Source organism: Aquabacterium parvum (assembly GCF_001447195.1).
In the GTDB taxonomy this organism is placed as follows: domain Bacteria; phylum Pseudomonadota; class Gammaproteobacteria; order Burkholderiales; family Burkholderiaceae_C; genus Aquabacterium; species Aquabacterium parvum.
In genome coordinates, this window is record NZ_LFRI01000084.1 from 1 (window position 1) to 17154 (window position 17154).

At 65.0% G+C, this 17154-nt stretch carries 18 protein-coding genes; 4 read left to right on the forward strand and 14 right to left on the reverse strand.

The window, feature by feature from the left end; translation table 11 throughout:
- Positions 1–245: 245 nt before the first annotated feature.
- The 4 genes from ABG80_RS02115 to guaB form a co-directional block, all read right to left on the reverse strand.
- A complete protein-coding gene (locus ABG80_RS02115; RefSeq protein WP_058086133.1) occupies positions 246–1580 on the reverse strand; it encodes a tyrosine-type recombinase/integrase in 1335 nt (444 codons plus the stop codon).
- Positions 1581–1800: 220 nt separating this feature from the next.
- A complete protein-coding gene (gene guaA, locus ABG80_RS02120) occupies positions 1801–3405 on the reverse strand; it encodes a glutamine-hydrolyzing GMP synthase (RefSeq protein ID WP_058086134.1) in 1605 nt (534 codons plus the stop codon).
- A gap of 52 nt (positions 3406–3457) precedes the next feature.
- Positions 3458–4696, reverse strand: a complete 1239-nt coding sequence (locus tag ABG80_RS02125; RefSeq protein ID WP_058086135.1) for an MFS transporter — start codon at positions 4694–4696, stop codon at positions 3458–3460.
- Positions 4697–4825: 129 nt separating this feature from the next.
- Complete coding sequence (gene guaB / locus ABG80_RS02130; protein WP_058086136.1) at positions 4826–6298, reverse strand: IMP dehydrogenase; 1473 nt, start codon at positions 6296–6298, stop codon at positions 4826–4828.
- 139 nt (positions 6299–6437) lie between these two features.
- Between guaB and ABG80_RS02135 the strand changes: the two genes are divergently transcribed.
- Entirely contained in the window at positions 6438–6965 is a 528-nt protein-coding gene (locus ABG80_RS02135) for a DUF4124 domain-containing protein (RefSeq protein ID WP_235513722.1), read from the forward strand.
- Positions 6966–7008: 43 nt separating this feature from the next.
- On the opposite strand, the gene ABG80_RS02140 is transcribed toward ABG80_RS02135, so the two are convergent.
- Both ABG80_RS02140 and ABG80_RS02145 read right to left on the reverse strand, forming a co-directional pair.
- A complete protein-coding gene (locus ABG80_RS02140; RefSeq protein WP_083505731.1) occupies positions 7009–7410 on the reverse strand; it encodes an RnfH family protein in 402 nt (133 codons plus the stop codon).
- Positions 7397–7876: a type II toxin-antitoxin system RatA family toxin gene (locus ABG80_RS02145; protein ID WP_058086138.1), complete on the reverse strand. Its 480-nt coding sequence runs from the start codon at positions 7874–7876 to the stop codon at positions 7397–7399. Before ABG80_RS02145 ends, ABG80_RS02140 begins: the two co-directional genes overlap by 14 nt.
- 37 nt (positions 7877–7913) lie before the next feature.
- On the opposite strand from ABG80_RS02145, the gene smpB reads away from it, so the two are divergent.
- Together smpB and ABG80_RS02155 are read left to right on the forward strand one after the other, a co-directional pair.
- Positions 7914–8378, forward strand: coding sequence for an SsrA-binding protein SmpB (gene smpB, locus ABG80_RS02150; protein ID WP_058086139.1), 465 nt, complete (start codon positions 7914–7916; stop codon positions 8376–8378).
- 3 nt (positions 8379–8381) lie between these two features.
- Complete coding sequence (locus ABG80_RS02155) at positions 8382–9107, forward strand: metal-dependent hydrolase (RefSeq protein ID WP_058086140.1); 726 nt, start codon at positions 8382–8384, stop codon at positions 9105–9107.
- 186 nt (positions 9108–9293) lie between these two features.
- Here the strand turns inward: ABG80_RS02155 and ABG80_RS02160 are convergent, their stop codons facing one another.
- From ABG80_RS02160 to ABG80_RS02185, 6 genes are all read right to left on the reverse strand, one after another.
- Positions 9294–10532, reverse strand: coding sequence for a PLP-dependent transferase (locus ABG80_RS02160; RefSeq protein ID WP_058086141.1), 1239 nt, complete (start codon positions 10530–10532; stop codon positions 9294–9296).
- 41 nt (positions 10533–10573) lie between these two features.
- Positions 10574–11992, reverse strand: coding sequence for a 30S ribosomal protein S12 methylthiotransferase RimO (gene rimO, locus ABG80_RS02165; protein ID WP_058086142.1), 1419 nt, complete (start codon positions 11990–11992; stop codon positions 10574–10576).
- Positions 11993–12027: 35 nt separating this feature from the next.
- A complete protein-coding gene (locus tag ABG80_RS02170; protein ID WP_058086257.1) occupies positions 12028–13329 on the reverse strand; it encodes an RNA polymerase sigma factor in 1302 nt (433 codons plus the stop codon).
- Positions 13330–13348: 19 nt separating this feature from the next.
- Positions 13349–13759: a VOC family protein gene (locus ABG80_RS02175; protein ID WP_058086143.1), complete on the reverse strand. Its 411-nt coding sequence runs from the start codon at positions 13757–13759 to the stop codon at positions 13349–13351.
- Positions 13760–13787: 28 nt separating this feature from the next.
- Positions 13788–14228 (reverse strand): YciI family protein, encoded by a 441-nt coding sequence (locus ABG80_RS02180; RefSeq protein WP_058086144.1) that lies wholly within the window; start codon positions 14226–14228, stop codon positions 13788–13790.
- A 122-nt stretch (positions 14229–14350) separates the two neighbouring features.
- On the reverse strand, positions 14351–14719 hold the full coding sequence (locus ABG80_RS02185) for a YciI family protein (RefSeq protein WP_058086145.1): 369 nt from the start codon (positions 14717–14719) through the stop codon (positions 14351–14353).
- Between the two features lie 63 nt (positions 14720–14782).
- Between ABG80_RS02185 and arfB the strand changes: the two genes are divergently transcribed.
- Positions 14783–15178 (forward strand): alternative ribosome rescue aminoacyl-tRNA hydrolase ArfB, encoded by a 396-nt coding sequence (gene arfB / locus ABG80_RS02190; protein ID WP_058086146.1) that lies wholly within the window; start codon positions 14783–14785, stop codon positions 15176–15178.
- Positions 15179–15193: 15 nt separating this feature from the next.
- On the opposite strand, the gene ABG80_RS02195 is transcribed toward arfB, so the two are convergent.
- Together ABG80_RS02195 and ABG80_RS02200 are read right to left on the reverse strand one after the other, a co-directional pair.
- A complete protein-coding gene (locus ABG80_RS02195) occupies positions 15194–15823 on the reverse strand; it encodes a response regulator transcription factor (protein WP_058086147.1) in 630 nt (209 codons plus the stop codon).
- The gene (locus ABG80_RS02200; protein WP_058086148.1) at positions 15820–17142 is read right to left on the reverse strand and encodes a sensor histidine kinase; all 1323 of its coding nucleotides are present in this window, start codon (positions 17140–17142) and stop codon (positions 15820–15822) included. Before ABG80_RS02200 ends, ABG80_RS02195 begins: the two co-directional genes overlap by 4 nt.
- Between the last annotated feature and the right edge of the window lie 12 nt (positions 17143–17154).

Below are 17154 nucleotides of genomic sequence, written 5' to 3' on the forward strand. Positions count from 1 at the left end.
CCCAATTGCGCCACTACAAAGCATTCATGCAGTTGCCACTACAAAACTTCCGCAAAAATGTGCATAAGTCGTTGATTCACATGGAAGCGGCTTCACCAAAAATGCGAAATCGGCATTTTGGTGTCGAACTCGGGGGTCCGCCAGCGCCGAGCTGCTGGAAACCCTGCCGACACTTGAGCTTGTCGCCACGGAGTTGGACGTGGTCGAGGTTCGAGCCGTGAAGTTTGAAACCCGCAGATACCAAGTCAGCCATTGGCAGCGTGACCCGTCACGCGATCTTGATCCAAACTTCTGATGGACAGAGCGCCCTGCGACATCATGACAACAGGCGTCAATTTGCTGCCCCGAATCCAGTCGTCCACCATCTCGGCCCAACTTTGCAACATGGCCCGCCGCTGCTCGGCGTATTCCGCCTTGTTGTAGACAGCACGCACCCCCTTCTGCTCGTGAGCCAGGCACTTCTCGATCCAGTCGGTGTTAAAGCCAGCCTCGTGAAGCAGTGTTGATGCCGTCCTGCGCAAGTCATGCACGCAGAAGTGAGGGAGATCCAGTCCGTCCTTTTGGGCCTTTTCCACCGCCGCAGTAATCACACGGTTGAGCGTAGCTTCGCTCATCGGCTTGTCGGTCTCATACCGACCGGGGAGCAAATATGGGCTGCTTCCAGCACAGGTTTTGAGGCCAACCAACAGATCGAGTGCCTGACTGCTGAGATAGACCACATGCGCCCGCCTGGCCTTCATCCGCTCGGGCGGAATCGTCCAGGTGGCCGCATCAAAGTCCACCTCTTTCCAGGTCGCCAGCAACAACTCGCCTTTGCGGCACATGGTCAGCAAGATGAACTTCACCGCCAGCTTCAGCGTGGGCAAGGTACCGATGGTGTCCAGCACCGAAAAGAACTGGTGAATCTCCCCAGGCGTCAATGCGCGCTCCCTGGGCTTGAAGGTGGCAATGGCTGAAGCCTTCACCGCTTCAGCGGGATTCTCGATCTTGAGCCCCCTGGACATGGCGTGCCGGTACACCTGCTGGATGACCTCGCGTACATGAACTGCCGTGGCCGGAGCGCCGCGCTCCTTGATCTTTTCGCACAGCGCGAGCACTTGGCTGGACGTGATCTCTTCCAGCTTGCGTTTGCCGAACTTGGGCAGCACATCACGATCCAGAATGCTCTTGCGCATCGCCGCCGTGCTGTCCGCCAGGCCGCCGTTTCGCAACCAGATGTCTGCAAAGAACTCGAAGGTGCCTGACTCTTGGCATTCCTTCTTAGCTTCAGATTTCACACGCGCTGGCGACTCCCCTCGGCTGACCATGTTCTTCGCTCTGGCCAGCAGGTCGCGCGCGTCAGCCAGCGAAAGCGGATCTCCGTACTTGATGTCCTCGGGGGCCCGCTTAGGCTGCGAGGCCTGGAACTCATCGTACTGCCCCAGTGTGAGCGTCTCCCGCCGCCCCGCGAGCCGGTAGTCATAGCGGAAAGTCAGTGTTCCTTTGAGTGAGACGACGACGTACATCCCATCGCGGTCCACCACCTTGTAGACCTTGTCCGTGGGCTTGAGGTTCTTGAGTTTGGTGTCTGTCAGTGCCATTGGGTAACCCCTCTCTTACCTTGCATCGCTTACCGTCAGAGCATCAAGACGGTAAGCAATCAAAGATCAATTGACTCAAAAAATCAACCGTCTTCCGTGCCGACAAAAACCTCGGGATGTCATGAAACCTCATGGGACGTCAAAAACAAAAAAGCCCTTGAAGATCAAGGGCTTAAATGCATTCATGAGACGTTCTGGGACGGTGTGAACCGCCTTCAAATCATTCCCACTCGATCGTTGCAGGCGGCTTGGAGCTCACGTCGTAGGTCACGCGATTGATGCCGCGCACCTCGTTGATGATGCGGCCCGAGGTGCGCTTGAGCATGCTGTAAGGCAGCTCCGCCCAGTCGGCCGTCATGAAGTCGGACGTCTGCACGGCGCGCAGCGCCACCACGTAGTCATACGTGCGGCCATCACCCATCACCCCCACGCTCTTGACCGGCAGGAACACGGTGAAAGCCTGCGAGGTCAGGTCGTACCAGCTCTTGCCCGTGGCCGGATCGATCGTGTTGCGCAGCTCTTCGATGAAGATGGCGTCGGCGCGGCGCAGCAGGTCGGCGTATTCCTTCTTCACTTCACCCAGGATGCGAACACCCAGGCCGGGGCCCGGGAACGGGTGACGGTAGACCATCTCGGGCGGCAGGCCCAGGGCCACGCCCAGCTCACGCACCTCGTCCTTGAACAGCTCGCGCAGCGGCTCGAGCAGCTTCAGGCCCAGCTGTTCCGGCAGGCCACCCACGTTGTGGTGGCTCTTGATGGTGGTGGCCTTCTTGGTCTTGGTGCCACCGCTTTCCACCACGTCGGGGTAGATGGTGCCTTGGGCCAGGAAGGTCGCGCCCTTGACGCCGTTGCCGGCAGCCTTGAGCTTGCCGGCCTCGGCCTTGAACACGTCGACGAACAGTCCGCCGATGATCTTGCGCTTCTTCTCAGGGTCGGTCACGCCGGCCAGCTGGCCCAGGAACAGATCGCTGGCGTCCACGCGGATCACCTTGGCGTGCAGCTTGCCCTCGAACATGTCCATGACCATGTCGCCTTCGTTCAGGCGCAGCAAGCCATGGTCAACGAACACGCAGGTCAGCTGGTCGCCGATGGCGCGGTGGATCAGGGCCGCGGCCACCGACGAGTCCACGCCGCCTGACAGACCGAGGATGACCTCTTCGTCGCCCACCTGCTCGCGGATCCTGGCGACGGCTTCTTCGATGTAGTTGCCCATGATCCAGTCGCCCTGGCAACCTGCGATCTCGCGCACGAAGCGGTTGAGCATGGCCTGGCCTTGCACGGTGTGCGTGACCTCCGGATGGAACTGGACCGCGTAGTAGCCCTTCTCTTCATTCGCCATGCCGGCGATCGGGCAGCTCGGCGTCGAGGCCAGCAGCTTGAATCCCTCGGGCAGCTTGGTGACCTTGTCGCCGTGGCTCATCCAGACCTTGAGCATGCCGTGGCCGTCGGCCGTGGTGAAGTCGGCGATGCCATCGAGCAACTTGGTGTGGCCGTGGGCGCGGACTTCGGCGTAGCCGAACTCGCGGGTGTCGGACCAACTGACCTCACCGCCCAGTTGCACGGCCATGGTCTGCATGCCGTAGCAGATTCCCAGCACGGGCACGCCCAGGTCCCACACGGCCTGGGGAGCGCGCAGTTCATGGTCTTCATAGGTCGAAGCGTGGCTGCCCGACAGGATGATCCCCTTGGGCGCGAACGACTTGATGAAGTCGTCGGACACGTCGTTGGGGTGGATTTCGCAGTAGACGTGGGCCTCGCGCACGCGGCGGGCGATCAACTGGGTGACCTGGGAGCCGAAGTCGAGGATGAGGATCTTGTCATGCATGGTGAGGACTCTCGCGGAATTCAGATCGTGGGCGGGTCGGGGAAGCAAGGGGTCAGGTCGCTGCAGCAGCCTGGCGGGACATGTGGCGGCCGAGGTACCTCAGGCCCAGCCAGGCGGCCACGGCCTGGATGGCGGCGCACAGGTAGAAGGGAGCACCGATGCGCCAGTCGCCCTGCGGCAGGTCGCTGAAGACCGCCAGCAAAGGCGAGCCCATGAGGGGCCCCAGCACCGCGGCCACGCTGTTGATGGACGAGACCGCGCCCATGCTCTCGCCCTGGCGGGTCGGGTCGACCGAGTTGGAGATCAGGCTCTGCAGGCCGGGCTGCACCATGAAACCAAAGAGGTTGAGCGCGATCACCACATACATCATCCAGCCCTCGGGCACGACGCCCCAGGCAAAGAAGGCGATGGTGGACGACACCAACCCGATGCGCACCAGCTTGTCGGTGGGCATGAACTTCTGGAACTGGCGCAGCAGCCCGCCCTGCACCAGCACCGCCATCATGCCCACGGCAAACAGCGAAAGACCGTTGTCCTTCGGGCTCCAGCCGAATTTGAACTCGGTGTAGAGGAACCAACTGGTGTGCAGGCAGAACTGCGCCAGGATGGACAAGCCCATCACCCACAGCAGGATTTCGACGCCCTTGAGCTGACGCAGGTTGGCCAGCGCGGTGAAGGGGTTGGCGCGAGAAAGCACGAACTCGCGGCGCTTGTCTACCGGCAGCGATTCCGGCAGCACGATGTAACCGTACACACAGTTCAGCAGCGTCAGGCTGCCCGCGAGCAAGAAGGGCCAGTGCACGTTGTGGTCGCCCAGCAACCCGCCCAGCACGGGCCCCAGGATGAAGCCCACGCCGAACATCGCGCCGAGCAGGCCATAGTTCTTGGCGCGGTCCTTGGGCTCGGTGATGTCGGCCACGTAGGCATTCGCCACGGCGATGTTGGCGCACACCGCACCACCCATGATGCGCACGGCCAGCAGCATCCAGAACTCGGTGGCCAGCGCCGTGACGAAGAAGTTGATGGCCATGCCGAACAAGCCCAACAGCAGCACCGGCCGGCGGCCGTAGCGATCGGACAAGGCCCCCAGCACCGGCGCACTGAAGAACTGCGCCACCGCGAACGCCGCCTGAGCCAGGCCATAGCCCACCGACGTGCTGGCGCCCGACGCCATGAACGTGCCAATCAGCTTGGGCAGCACGGGTGCGATGATGCCGATCGACATCATGTCGAGCAGCACCGTGATCATGATGAAGGGCATGGCTGCCTGGCGGCTGCTGTGGGATGCCATCGGTGATTGGTGTGTTCGGTGGTCTGAAAAAAACGGCACCGGCCGAAGCCGGTGTCGCGGGATGTTCAGGGAATCAGGCGGGGCGGACCACCAGGGCCATCCGAAGATGTCGCCCTCGCCTGTTGCGCGTCACTCCATGCGGTAGTTCGGCGCTTCCTTGGTGATCTGCACATCGTGCACGTGGCTTTCGCGGATGCCAGCGGCCGTGATCTCGACGAACTCGGCTTTGTTGTGCATCTCGGTGATGGTGCCGCAACCGCAGTAACCCATCGAAGCGCGCAAGCCGCCGGCCATCTGGTACAGGATCGTGATGACCGAGCCCTTGTAGGGCACGCGACCTTCGATGCCTTCGGGCACCAGCTTGTCTGCGTTGGGATTGGTCGTCTCGTCGTTTTCCTGGAAGTAGCGGTCGGCCGAGCCGTCCTTCATGGCGCCGATCGAGCCCATGCCGCGGTAGCTCTTGTAGCTGCGGCCCTGGAACAGGATGACTTCGCCTGGTGCTTCTTCGGTGCCGGCGAACATGCCGCCCATCATCACGGTGCTGGCGCCCGCGGCGATCGCCTTGGCGATGTCGCCGGAGTAGCGGATGCCGCCGTCGGCGATCAGGGGCACGCCGGTGCCTTGCAGCGCCGTGGCCACGTTGTCGATGGCCATGATCTGCGGCACGCCCACACCGGCGACGATGCGCGTGGTGCAGATGGAGCCGGGGCCGATGCCGACCTTGACGCCGTCGGCGCCAGCTTCGACCAACGCCAGAGCAGCCGCGCCGGTGGCAATGTTGCCGCCGATGACGTCGACTTGCGGGAAGTTCTTCTTGACCCAGCGCACGCGCTCGATCACGCCATGGCTGTGGCCGTGGGCGGTGTCCACCACGAGGGCGTCGACGCCGGCCTTGACCAGCAGCTCGACGCGCTCTTCGGTGCCCTCACCCACGCCCACCGCAGCGCCCACGCGCAGCTTGCCGTGAGCATCACGGGCGGCATTGGGGAAGGTGTTTTGTTTGGTGATGTCCTTGACGGTGAACACACCGCGCAGCTCGTTGGCGTCGTTGATCATCAGCACGCGCTCGAGCTTGTGCTGGTGCATCAAGGCCTTGGCTTCGGCCTGTGTGGCACCGTCCTTGACGGTGATCAGGCGTTCGCGCGGGGTCATGATCTCGCGAACCGGCGCGTCCAGGCGCGTCTCGAAACGCAGGTCGCGCCCCGTGACGATGCCCACGACCTTGCCGTTGTCCACCACCGGGAAGCCGGAGATACCATGCTGGGTCGACAACTCGATCACATCGCGGACCTTGACGCCCGAGGAAATGGTGATCGGGTCGCGCAGCACGCCGGACTCGTAGCGCTTGACGCGCGCCACTTCAGCGGCCTGCTGCTTGGGCGACAGGTTTTTGTGGATGATGCCGATGCCACCTTCCTGGGCGATCGCGATCGCCAGGCGGGCTTCCGTGACGGTGTCCATGGCGGCGGACACCAGCGGCAGATTCAATTGGATGTTGCGGGACAGGCGGGTGGCCAGCGAGGTGTCGCGGGGCAACACCTGGGAATAAGCGGGCACCAGCAGCACGTCGTCGAACGTGAGGGCTTTACCGAGCAGGCGCATGAACAAGGCTCCAGACGCAAAAGCGGATTATACGCGGAGCCGAGAGGCCCTTTGCGGAGGCGCATGTTGTGAGCGAATCCGCGAAAACCACAAGGTGCTCAATGGCCTGGCGCCCACATCGGGCACTAAACTGCACGGCATGAAAAACACGCGCGCAACGTCGATGTGGGGTGCCGTCCTCGGGACCGCAGCCGCCATGCTGCTGGCTCTGCCCAATGCGGCATGGGCCCAGTGGAAGTGGCGAGATGCCAATGGCGTCACGCAATACACCGACCGGCCGCCTCCTGCCGGCACGCCTGACAGCCACATCCTGACGCGCCCCGCTGCGGCCCGCACGCCCAAGGTCGTCCCCGCATCGGCCCCGACGCCAGCCTCGGCCCCCGAAGTCAAGCCGGGCGCTCAAGCCAAGGCAGGAGACCCGGAACTCGAAGCCAAGCGCAAAAAGGCCGAGGAACAAAAAGCCGCCGAACGTAAAGTCGAGGAAGAAAAGCAGGCCAAGGTTCGCAGCGAGAACTGCGAGCGCGCGCGTGGCTATGAGCGTTCACTGCAAAGCGGCCAGCGCATCGTGCGCACCAACGAAAAGGGTGAGCGCGAAGTCCTCGACGACAACGCTCGCGCGGAAGAGTCGCAGCGCACCCGCGAGGCCATCGAGAGCAACTGCCGCTGAGCTGCCGCCGGTCGCCAGCGCTAGCAGCAGCGCCCTGCCCGCTTCAGCCTGATGCCTCCGGCCCGTGGGGCTTGTTCTTGGGTGATCGGTGGATGCCTTTGGGCAGCTTTTCGCCCTGAGCCCGGTAGCGAACCCGCCTGGCTTCTTTCGGGTCCACGTTGAGCCCCCGAACGACCTCGATGCGGTCCCGCTCTCGCAGCACGTGTCCAGGGCGCTCTTTGCGACCCCAAACGCCCACCGACCATTGCCCCGCTGCCAGCGCTTCTTCGGTCAAGCCCGCAACCTGATCGAACAAGCCGCTGGCGCACAGGGCGTCGCGCACGGTGCTGCCAGCAGGCAGGCTCAGGCAAACGATGCGCACCTCGCGCGGGGCCGCGCCCACGGCCACTTCAACGTGGACATTGGGGGCCTCAGTCACATTGTGCACCGACTCAACGCGGCCCATGCACTTGCTCGGCCCGCTTGACGAAGGCCTCGACAAAGGTGTTGGCGATGCGATCAAACACCGGGCTGACCACCAAGGACAGCGCCCGACTGGCGAAAGCGTAGTTCAGCGAGAATTCAACCTTGCAAGCGGGGGCATCGATCGGGTCTTGCCCCTCGGGCGCTGCCTGACCAGGCTTTTGCAAAGGCGTGAACAACCAGGTCCCCTCCAGGTGAGAGAAAGGACCATCGACCAGGTTCATGATGACGCTGCGGCCCGGCACCTGCACGTTGCGCGTGGTGAAGGCCTGGTGCACGCCCGCGAAAGCGATGTGCACGCGAGCGGTCACGCCGTCGTCGTGGGTCTGCAGGACCTCGGCGCGGTCGCACCAGGGCAGGAACTGGGGGTAGTCTTGAACGCCGGTCACCAGCCCATACATTTCACGGGGCGAGTACCAAAGCAAGACGGACTTGTGCACGTGCTTCATAGAATGTCGACATTTTAAGGACCCTTCGGTCAAACCCATGTCCATCGCAGAAAACAGAAAAGCCCACTTCAACTACCACATCGAGGAACGCTTCGAGGCGGGCGTCGTGCTGGAGGGTTGGGAGGTCAAGGCCATCCGCGACGGGCAGGTCCAGATGACCGACGGCTACGTGGTGGTCAAGGACGGCGAGCTCTTTTTGATCGGGTTGCGCATCAACGCGCTGCGCTCGGCCTCCACCCACGTCAAGCCAGACGCCGACCGCACCAAGAAGCTGCTGATGCACCGCAAGGAGATCCAGCGGCTGATCGGCAAGACGGAGCAAAAGGGTTACACCATGGTGCCCTTGAACCTGCACTGGAAGGGTGGCAGAGTCAAGGCAGACATCGCGCTGGCCAAGGGCAAGGCCGAGCACGACAAGCGCAACACCATCAAGGACCGAGACTGGGAACGCGAGAAGGGCCGCCTGATGCGCAACAAGGTCTCGTCGTCCGGCAAGGAGTGAACCATGAGTGCCGACCACACCCACGTGCCGATCGTTCCGCGCGAGAAGCTCGATTTCGGGATGGACGGCGACATCCCTCGTTACTGGATGGGCAACGACGCTTTCAAGACGCGCTTTTTCGATGCGATGTCGACGCTGTTCCCGCAAGGCGAGAAGTTCTTCATCACCAGCGTGCGCGAGTTCAAGGACGAGGTGACCGACCCCAAGCTGCAGGCCGAGGTGCGGGACTTCACGCGCCAGGAAGCCCAGCACAGCCTCATCCACCGTCAGTTCAATGACCGACTGGCGGCCCAGGGCGTGGACATCGAGTCCATAGACCGGCAGCTGGCCGAGCACTTCTTCGAGCGCATGCCCAAGTTCACCTCGCGCTTTCAGCGCTTGTCGGCCACGGCGGCTTTCGAGCACCTGACGGCGATGATGTGCACCTGCTTTTTCGAGCGCCGAGAGTTGCTGGAAACGAGCGACCCGCGCGTGCGCGCCATGTACGCCTGGCACGCCGTCGAAGAAGTGGAGCACAAGGCCGTGGCCTTCGACGTGCTCACGCAGGTGGCCAAGGTGTCCTACTTCAGACGCATCCTCTCGATGCTGCTGGTGAGCATCGGCTTTCCGATCACGGTGATGCTGATCATGAACCACATGCTGCAGGTCGATGGATTCAGCCGCTGGCAGCGCACGAAGATGTGGGTGCGCGGGCTGTGGTGGTTCCACAAGCCGGGTGGTTTGTTCTAGAACACCTGGGGCTACTACTTCGCCTACTTCAAACCGGGCTTTCACCCCTGGAAGGTCAAGGAGATGCCGAGCTACGGCACCTGGCTGCGCACCTTCGAGGCCACGGGTGACGCGGTGGCGGCAGGCAACGCGCTGCATGCGGCCGCTGGGCGATGACCTGCTTTACACAACAGCCTGCAACAGACCTCAGGCTGCGTTGAGCACCTGAAAAGCCTGATCCAGGTCGGCGATCAGGTCGCCCACGTCTTCCAGGCCAATGGCCAGGCGCACGAGCGAGCCACTGCGCCCAGCCAGGAAGCCAAAACGCCGCATGCCCTGCACTTTGTAGGGCACCACCAGGCTCATGGGCCCGCCCCATGAGTAGCCGATGCGGAACAGGCGCATGGCCTCCACGAAGGCGTCCACCCGATCCGCGCTGAAGCGCTCAGCGTCGAACACCATGGACACCAGGCCCGCCGCGCCCTGGCAGGTAGCAGCCCAGTGCTCGTGTCCCGGCGAGCCCGACAAGGCGGGGTGCAGCACCCGCGACACCTCGGGCCGCTGAGCCAGCCACCGCGCCACCTGGCGGGCGGCCTCATCGTGCGCGGCATAACGCAGCGCCACGCTCGGCAGTCCGCGCAACACCAGCTCGACGTCGTTGAGGCCCACACCGATGCCCAGCCGCATGTGCGTGAGCTTCAGGCGCAGGTGCAAGGGCTCGTCACGCGTGATGACGGCGCCCATGAGCACATCACCACCGCCCGATGGGTACTTGGTGAGTGCGTGGATGGTGAGGTCCACGCCGCGGGTGTCGTTGCCGGTATTCGGATGCGGCACGCCGAGCTCGAAGGGGTTGAAGGCCAGGCCCGCGCCCCAGGTGTTGTCCAGCGCCGCGACGATGTCGGCGTGCTGGCGGATCACGCGCAACAGCCCCGGCAAGTCGGGGAACTCGAGTGTGACCGAGCCCGCCGCTTCCAGCCAGACGAGCTTGGTGCGCGGCGTGATGGCTGCGGCCAGCGAAGCGACATCCATCGGGTCGTAGAAGCCAGTGGCGATGCCCCACTGCGCGAGCTCGTTGCGCGCGAACTCGCGGCTGGGGCCGTAAACGTTGTCGGGCAGCAGGAGCTCGTCGCCCGTTTTGAGCAAAGACTGCCCCACCAGCGCGATGGCCGCCAGGCCGGAAGGCGCCAGGATGGCCTGCTTGCCACCTTCCAGTGTTGCCAGGCGCTCTTCGAGCACGAAAGTGGTGGGCGTGCCGTGAAGGCCGTAGGTGTAGCCGCTCTTGTCCTTCCACTCGCGGGTGCGCAGCGCGGCCGTGTCTTCGAAGATCACGGTCGAAGCTTTGAACACCCCGGGCGAAACCGCTGCGAAGCCCGCTGGCGCTTCGTAGGGGTGGTGGATGAGCTCCGTGGCGATCTTGGCAGTGGGCGGGGGCTGATTGGACATGGCTGTGGCAACTGGGCCCGAGCCAAGACTCGGGCAAAAGCTCAGATCGGCATGCCGATCAGGTCGTGGCCTTCGACGGCGACGATGCGGGCGCGCGTGAACTCGCCGACCTTGAGCGTCTTGCTGGCCTTCTCGGGCGGCAGCAGGCGAACGGTGCCGTCGATCTCCGGCGCGTCGGCGTAGGTGCGCCCCACCCCGCCCTTGCGGCCCAGGGCCGGGGCGCTGTCGACCAGCACCTGCATGGTGGCGCCCACGCGGCGCTGCAACTTGGCGATGGAGACGGCCTCGGTGACCTGCATGAAGCGGGCGCGGCGCTCTTCGCGCACCTCGTCGGGCAAGGCGCCTTCGAGCGCGTTGGCCGGCGCACCTTCGATCGGCGAGTAGGCAAAGCAGCCGGCGCGGTCGATCTCGGCTTCCTGCATGAAGTCGAGCAGGTTCTGGAACTCTTCTTCCGTTTCACCTGGGAAGCCGGCGATGAAGGTCGAGCGCACCACGATCTCCGGGCAGATCTCGCGCCAGCGGCGCAGGCGGTCGAGGTTCTTCTCGCCATTGGCCGGGCGCTTCATGCGTTTGAGCACGTCGGGGTGCGAGTGCTGGAAAGGCACGTCCAGGTAAGGCAACACCAGGCCTTCGGCCATCAGCGGGATGACCTCGTCCACGTGTGGATACGGGTAGACGTAGTGCAGGCGCACCCAGGCACCATGGGCCTTGGCCATCTCGCCGATCTGGGCGACCAGGTCGAGCATGCGGGTCTTGACGGGCTTGCCATCCCAGAAGCCGGTGCGGTACTTGACGTCCACGCCGTAGGCGCTGGTGTCCTGGCTGATGACGAGCAGCTCCTTCACGCCGGACTCGAACAGCGCCTTGGCTTCGCTCAGCACCTCGCCGATGGGGCGCGAGACCAGGTCGCCGCGCATGCTGGGGATGATGCAGAAGCTGCAGCGGTGGTTGCAACCCTCGGAGATCTTCAGGTAAGCGTAGTGCTTGGGCGTGAGCTTGATGCCGGCCACGCCGCGCGCCTCGGGCACGAGGTCAAGGAAAGGGTCGTGGGGCTTGGGCACGTGCAGGTGCACGGCGTCCATCACCTCTTGCGTGGCGTGGGGGCCGGTGACAGCCAGCACGCTGGGGTGCACGTCCTTGACGAGGTTGCTGCCCGCGTCGGCACCCGCCTTGGCGCCCAGGCAGCCGGTGACGATGACCTTTCCGTTTTCAGCCAGGGCCTCGCCGATGGTGTCCAGGCTTTCCTTGACGGCGTCGTCGATGAAGCCGCAGGTGTTGACGATCACCAGGTCGGCACCGGCGAAGGTCTTGCTGGTTTCATAGCCTTCGGCGCGCAGCTGGGTCAGGATCAGCTCGGAGTCGGTCAGGGCCTTCGGGCAGCCGAGGGAGACGAAGCCGATCTTGGGGGCGCTGGCGGGGTTGGCGGTGGGTGAAACGGTGGGGGTCTGGTCGGAACTCATGGGGCGAGATTGTCCGGCAAATCGGCCCCTTGCGCTCAGGGATCGGTGCCGGCCCCACCAGCCAGGTCCGCAGCTTTTTGCCGCAACAAGACTTGTTCACGCGCGTTGCTGGCCATGTCGGCGGCCCGCAGCAGGGCCTCCCGCGCGGCCTCATGCCGCCCCAGGCGACGCAGGAAATCGCCTTCGACGGCGGGGAGCCAGTGGTAGCGCTTCAGAGCCGGGTTGGCCAGCAGGGGCGCCAACACATCCAGCCCGGCCTGCGGGCCCTCGGCCATGGAGACGGCCACGGCGCGGTTGAGCTCGACCACGGGCGAAGGCGCCACCAGCATCAGCTCGGCGTAGAGCTCGGCCATGCGCGCCCAGTCGGTGTCTTCGACGCGGGCCGCGCGCGCGTGGCAGGCCGCGATCTCACCCTGGAGCTGGTAGCTGCCAGGCACCAGCCCGTGGGCCTGGCAGACCTGCTGTGCACGCTCCAGCGCCGCCAGGCCGCGGCGGATGAGCAGGCGGTCCCAGCGGGAGCGGTTCTGCTCGGTCAGCAGCACCGGGTTGCCTTCGACGTCGGTGCGCGCGGCCGTGCGGGAGGCCTGGATCTCCATCAGGGCGGCCAGACCGAGCACCTCGGGCTGGTCGGGCGCCAGGGCGGCCAGCATGCGGCCCAAGCGCAGGGCCTCGTCGCACAACGCCGGGCGCATCCAGTCGTCGCCACCGGTGGCGGTGTAGCCCTCGTTGAAGATCAGGTAGATCACCTCCAGCACCGAGGCGAGGCGCTCGCCCAGCACGGCCCCGCGCGGCAGCTCGAAAGGCACGCGGGCGTCGGCCAACTGGCGCTTGGCCCGAACGATGCGCTGCGCGATGGTCGGCTCGGGCGCCAGGCAGGCGCGGGCGATCTCGTGGGTGCTCAGGCCACCCAGCAGCTTCAGGGTCAGGGCCACGCGAGCATCGGGCGAGAGCACCGGGTGGCAGGACGTGAAGAGGAGCCGCAGCAGGTCGTCGCCGATCTCGTCTTGGCGGGCGGCGTCCAAGGCATCGACGAAATCGGGCACGAACAAGGCCTCCTGCGCGTCGAGGTCGTGCGCCAGTTCCTCGTGGTGGGCATGCGCCATCTGGCGATGCCGCAGGTGGTCAAGCGCCCGGTTGCAGGCGGTGGTCATCAGCCAGGCGGCGGGGTTGTCGGGCACGCCATCGACTGGCCAGCGCTCCAGGGCCGCGACGAGTGCGTCCTGGGCGAGCTCTTCGGCCACGCCCAGGTTCTGCACGCGCCGGGCCACGGCGGCCACGATGCGCGCGGACTCCAGGCGCCAGACGGCAGAGATGCGTTCGTGCACGGCCTCCTGCATGCCCACGCTCACCCTGCCCTCACATTTGCGGCGGCAAGGCGCTCATGTCCATGTGGAAGACCTCCCACTGGTGGCCGTCGAGGTCGGCAAAACCGTGCTGGAACATGAAGCCGAGGTCCTTGGGCTCGTTGGGCGTGGTGCCGCCTGCGGCGACGGCCCGGCTGACAAGGTCGTTGACCTCCGCGCGGCTGTCGCAAGACAAGGCGATCAACACCTCGGTGGACTGCTTCGCGTCGCTGATGGGCAACCTGGTGAAACCCTTGAAGAAGGGCTCGACCAGCAGCATGGCGAAGATGTTGTCGGCGATCTGCAGGCAGGCTGCGTCATCGTTGGTGAACTGGGGGTTGAAGGTCAGGCCCAGGGCCTCGAAGAAGGCCTTCGAGCGAGGCAGGTCCTTGACGGGCAGGTTGACGAAGATCTGGCGAATCATGGTGTGCTCCTGAATGGGGGTCGTGGGCTCACGGCTTGTTCATGGCGTCGATGGCCTTGAACTTCTCCAGCGACTCGCTGGGCGTGAAGTCTTCCAATTCGTAGAGCTGACGCACCTCGACGATGGCCTCGGCGCCTTCGCGCACGGGGTTGGGAAAGCGTCGGCTCCACTCCAGCGCTTCTTCACGCGAGCGCACCTGGATCAGGGTGTAGCCTGCGATCAGCTCCTTGGCTTCGGCAAAGGGGCCGTCGACCACGCGGCGGCTGGACGTTCCCTCTGTGCCCCCCGGACCGTAGTGGATGCGCCAGCCCTTTCGGCTGGGATGCAAGCCGCTGCCATCGAGCAGCACACCGGCCTTGGCCAGCTCCTCGTGGTAGGTGACCATGGCCGCCATCACGGCCGGATCCGGATCGGGTTGCACTTCGGCCTCGAACTCGGGGCAGGACTTCACGATGATCATGAAACGCATGGATCTCTCCTTGAGTGGTTGGGCGCGGTTGCCGAGGCGGGATGCCTGGTCATTCACGGCGCCGTCATGAGGACGACGAAGCAGCCGGGCCGGAATCGACACGCAAAACCAGGTACAAACCCTTAATTGGCGTGGCTGTCGTCGAAACAGGGCGCCAGGGCCCGGACCTCGACCGTGCACCACTGCGCCGCCGGGCAGTCCTGCGCCAGGGCGATGGCCTCTTCGCGGGTGACGTCTTGCAGCAGAAAGAAGCCACCCACCATTTCCTTGGCTTCGGCGAACGGGCCATCGAGCAAGTCCACCTGCCCCGCCGAACGGCTCACCCGCACCGCCGTGGCCTGCGACGACAAAGACTCGACCGCCTTGAGCTTGCCCTGAGCAGCCAGCGACTGGGCAAAGCGCTGCATGCTGGCGTAGGCCTCGCGGCCCTGGGCTTCTGTGCGCGTGGCGCGCTGTCCAATGGGTTCGACGATCAATAGCATGTAGGACATGGGGCCCGCTTTCGTTCTCGGTGTTCAACGCGACAATGCAACGGCATCCTACGCCGCACCAACATGCCCCTCATCCAGGAAGACGAAGTCGAGATCACCGCCGTGCGGGCCCAGGGGGCTGGCGGCCAGAACGTCAACAAGGTGTCGACCGCCATCCACCTGCGCTTCGACATCCGCGCCTCGTCGCTGCCCGAAGACATCCAGGCGCGCCTGCTGTGCCTGAACGACCGGCGCATCACCGCCAACGGCGTGATCGTGCTCAAGGCGCAGACGCATCGCAGCCAGGACATGAACCGCAGCGAGGCCTTGCAGCGCCTTCAGGAGATGGTCGACGGCGTGGCCACCGTGGCGCCCGCGCGCAAGGCCACCAAGCCCACTCGCGCCTCGCAAAGGCGGCGCGTGGAAGGCAAGCGTCAGCGCAGCGAGGTCAAGGCGCTGCGTGGCGCGGTTCGCGACTGACTGAGTGCAACGGGTTCAGCCCGCAGCCAACCAGCCCGCCAGCTCGGCCGCCGACTTGACGCCCAGTTTGGAGAAGACGCGCGCGCGGTGCACCTCCACCGTGCGAACGGCGATGTGCAGCTCGTCGCCAATGACTTTGTTGAGCTTGCCCGCCGCCACACGCTGCATGACCTCGCGCTCCCGCTCGCTGAGGCTGGCCAGTCGGGCCTGCCGCTCCATGGCTGCCGCGTTGTCGGCCACGGAGGCGGCCTCGACGGCCATGGCTTGCTCCAGCCGGTCAACCAGGGTGTTGTCGCTGTAGGGTTTTTCAAGGAAATCAAAAGCCCCCTTTTTCAGGGCCTCGACCACCATGGGGATGTCACCGTGCCCGCTCAAGAACAGCACAGGGTTGGGCAGTCCCAGCCCAATCAAGGCCTCGTGCAATTGCAGGCCCGAGATCGGCTCCATGCGCACATCCAGCAGGAACACCCCGCGGATGGGGCGTGGGGCCTGTTGCAGGTGGCTCAGCAACGAGGCAGCGCCGTCGAATGCCATCACAGGCAGCCCGCGCGAGCCAAGCAAGAAGCTCAGCGCGTCGCGCACGACGGCATCGTCGTCAACGAGGTAGACCCAGGCCGGGCCAGAGGCAGCGCCAGCAACGCTCATGCATCGATCTCCTGTGGGGTTGGGGCATCGGCGCCAGCAGGTGGCAACACCGGCAAGCTGAACGAAAAGGCGGCGCCGCCACCGGGTCCGTCCACGCAGTCGAGCGCCCCGTAGTGCAACTCAACGATGGAGCGGCAAATCGCCAGCCCCATGCCCATGCCATCGGACTTGGTGGTGAAAAACGGCGCGCACAACGTGGTCACGGTCTGGCCATGCAGGCCGGGCCCGCTGTCGGTCACCGTCACCCGAACGAAGGAAGATGTCGGCGCCTCACCGCCCGCCGTCACGGCATGCCCTGTTTCGGCCTGGATGCGGATGCGACGTGGCGTGTCCTGGTGCGACATCGCGTCGCAGGCGTTGCGCACCAGGTTGGCCACCACTTGCTCGATCAGCACCGGGTCGGCCACCACCTGAGGCAAGCCACTGGGCACCTCGTTGTGAACTTCCACGCCCAGGCGTGAAATCTCGCGGCGCAATAGGCTCAAGCCTGACGCCACCACTTCGGCGATGTCGCAGGGCTCGCGCTGCGGCTCGCGCCGCGTGAGGAATTCGCGGATGCGCTTGACGATGCGCGCAGCTTGCCCCGCCTGCTCGCCCTGGCGCTGCAAGGCCTTGATCACCGGCTCGGGCACCTCGGGGCGCCCCGAAAGGGCGTTCAACAAGCCAGCGTTGTAGCTCGTGATCGCCGACAGCGGCTGGTTGAGCTCGTGCGCCAGCGTGGAGGCCACCTCGCCCAGCATGGTCAGGCGGGCCTGGTGGGCCACGGCTTCCATCTGGCGGCGCTCGCGCTCTTCGAGGTGCTTGCGCTCGGTGATGTCGACGATGGAGGCCATCCAGCCGATCTGCACGCCCTGGGCATCCACCAGCGGGGCCTCGTAGACCATGACCTCCACAATGCGCCCATCGCGATGCTGCCATCGAGATTCGTAGCCACCTCTGGGCGCCTGGCCTGCCATGTTTCGCAGGTGGCGCCGCATGCTTTGCTCGAGCTCATCGGGCACCCAGTACGGCATGGGTGGCAGCAACCCCACCAGCTCTTCAGGCTGGCGCCCCACCATGTCGGCCATGGTCCTGTTGACATAGACCAGTCGGCCATCGAGGTCGCGGGCGCGGATGCCCACGGCCAGAGAATCTTCCATGGCGGTGCGCCACGCGGCCTCGGTGCGCCAAGCCTCTTCGGCGCGAGAGACGCTGCGCATCTGCTTGCGCAACATGAAAGAGGCGCCAGCGATCAGCCCCAGGAAGCCCAGCATCAACGCCACGGGCAACGTTCGCCACCAGGGCTCGACCCGCTCGCGCGAGGTGAGCTCCAGCCACACCCCGGGCAAGGA